Origin of the sequence: Dietzia sp. SLG310A2-38A2 (assembly GCF_014145095.1) — a bacterium.
Lineage (GTDB): Bacteria > Actinomycetota > Actinomycetes > Mycobacteriales > Mycobacteriaceae > Dietzia.
On record NZ_JAALDX010000032.1, the window covers coordinates 1 to 2,155 of the forward strand.

Consider the following 2,155-nt stretch of genomic DNA (forward strand, 5'->3'; position numbering starts at 1 on the left):
GAACAGCAGCACCACCGCCGCGACCGCCGCGACCAGCCCCAGCGCGAGCAGGGCGTCGGAGATCCCGGTCACGAAGACGTCGGCGGCGGCATCGACTATCCCCTGGAGCGCCGGCCCGGCCACGGCGACAAACTCGACCGCGCCCGCGAAGGAGCTCTCCACCGCCTGTCTTCCGGACTCGGGCACGCCGGGCAGGACGTCGACGATCCCGGTGGCGTAGCGGCCGGCCAGGATGCTGCCCGAGAGCGCGATGCCGATCGCGGCGCCCACCTCGCGCATCGCATCGTTGACGGCGGCGGCCACCCCCTGCTCGTCGGCGGAGATGTCGGAGACGATCGCCGAGGTCGCCGGTGCCGTCGAGAGCCCCAGACCCACGCCCGCCGCGAGCATCGGCCACATGATGTCCCAATAGGAGGAGTCGACGCCCAGCCGGGAGAGCAGGATCATCCCGGCCGCGATCGCGCCGACGCCCACCACGGAGACGACCCGCAGCCCGACCACGGCGGTGATGCGGGGCGAGATGAGCGAGAACACCAGAACCGGCAGCGCCATCGGTGCCAACGCCAGGGAGGCGGCGATCGGGTCGTATCCCTTGACCAACTGCAGGTACTGCACGATCAGCAGGAAGAACCCGAAGATCGTGAGGAACTGCATCCCGACGGAGATGGAACCCGTGGCGAAGCCCCGCCGGCGGAAGTACCGCACGTCGAGGAGGGGGTCGGTGGCACGGAGTTCGACCAGGACGAAGGCCAGCAGGCTCACCGCGGCCACGATGAGGATGACGACGACGAGGGGTTCGGAGAAACTCGTGTGTGCACCCTCGATGAGGCCAAAGACGACGCCACCGACCGCCAGCGCCGAGAACACGGACCCCAACACGTCCGGCCGACCGTGCCGGGAGGCCACGGATTCACCGATCGTGAGGGCGGCCAGGAGCACCAGCAGACCGATGCCGGAGTAGACCACGAAGATCGCTTTCCACGACCACACCTCCAGCATGACCCCCGAGCTGAGCAGGCCGACGATCCCGCCGATGCCCGCGAACCCGGCCCACATGCCCACTGCGGAGCCGCGGCGTTCCGACGGGAAACTGGCGGTGAGCAGCGAGAGTGTGGAGGGCATGACGAACGCCGCGCCCACTCCGGCCACCGCACGCAGGATGATCACCCACAGTGGCGAGTCCAGCCAGATCGGCAGGGCCGAGGACACGGTGAACAGGGCCAGCCCCACGATGAGGGTGGCCCGGCGGCCGAAGCGGTCGCCCAGGGCGCCGGCGGTGAGCACGAGCGCGGCGAGGGCCAGGGTGTAGGAGTCGACGATCCAGGTGAGCTGGGCCTGGGTGGCCCCGGTGGCCACGGCGATGTCCGGCAGGGAGGTGTACAGCGCGGACATCGTGGCGACGACGAGCGACACCGCCACGATGTTGACGAACAGCAGCCAGCGGCGCCGTCCGGCGGTCATGTCCAGCACGTGGGCTCCCTGAGGTCGGAGGTGGCGGCGTCTAAAGAAACGATACCGCCGGTATCGGTTGGGTCACCACACCGTATCCCACTCGGGCCCGTCACAATGGACCCATGCAGTCTCCGACCGATCCGCGCCGCGCACGCTCGCGGGGCAAACTCCTGGACGCCGCGGTGGATCTGCTCCTGTCAGGTGGCGCCGCGGCGGTGACGGTGGACGCGGTCACCCGCGTGTCCGGTGTCGCCCGGACCACGCTGTACCGCAACTTCCCCTCCACCGACTCCCTGATCGCCGCGGCGTTCCGGCGCCTGCTTCCGACTCCGGAGCCACCACCGAGTGACGCCCCGGTGCGCGAGCAGCTTCTGGAGCTGTGCACGACCATGGCGCGCCTGCTCCAGGACGCGCCCATGCAGCAGTCGATGTGGGGGTGGCTGGCGATGGGCCGGGGCGCCGGGAACGACGACGAGGTGGGCGAGCTGCGCCGCGGCGTCGTGGACTCCTACGCCGCACCCCTGCACGCGGTCCTGTCCGCCGCCGAGTCCGACGGCACGCTGATCCCCGGGGACCGAGATCTGGCGGTGGCCCAGCTCGCCGGGCCGGTGGTCCTCGCGCGGATGATCGGACTGCGACCGTTCACCGCCGCGGACATCGAGCTGCTCGTCGACGACTTCCTGCGCAGCCGACTGGCAGGGGA

2 protein-coding genes are annotated in these 2,155 nt (G+C 70.5%); one reads left to right on the forward strand and one right to left on the reverse strand.

The window, feature by feature from the left end; genetic code table 11:
• Positions 1-1,461, reverse strand: a 1,461-nt coding sequence (locus tag G6027_RS01275) for an MFS transporter (RefSeq protein WP_187702488.1), incomplete at its 3' end; no start/stop codon positions are given.
• 113 nt (positions 1,462-1,574) lie between these two features.
• Between G6027_RS01275 and G6027_RS01280 the strand changes: the two genes are divergently transcribed.
• Positions 1,575-2,155 (forward strand): TetR/AcrR family transcriptional regulator (locus G6027_RS01280; protein ID WP_182634689.1); only part of this gene is annotated, 581 nt, incomplete at its 3' end.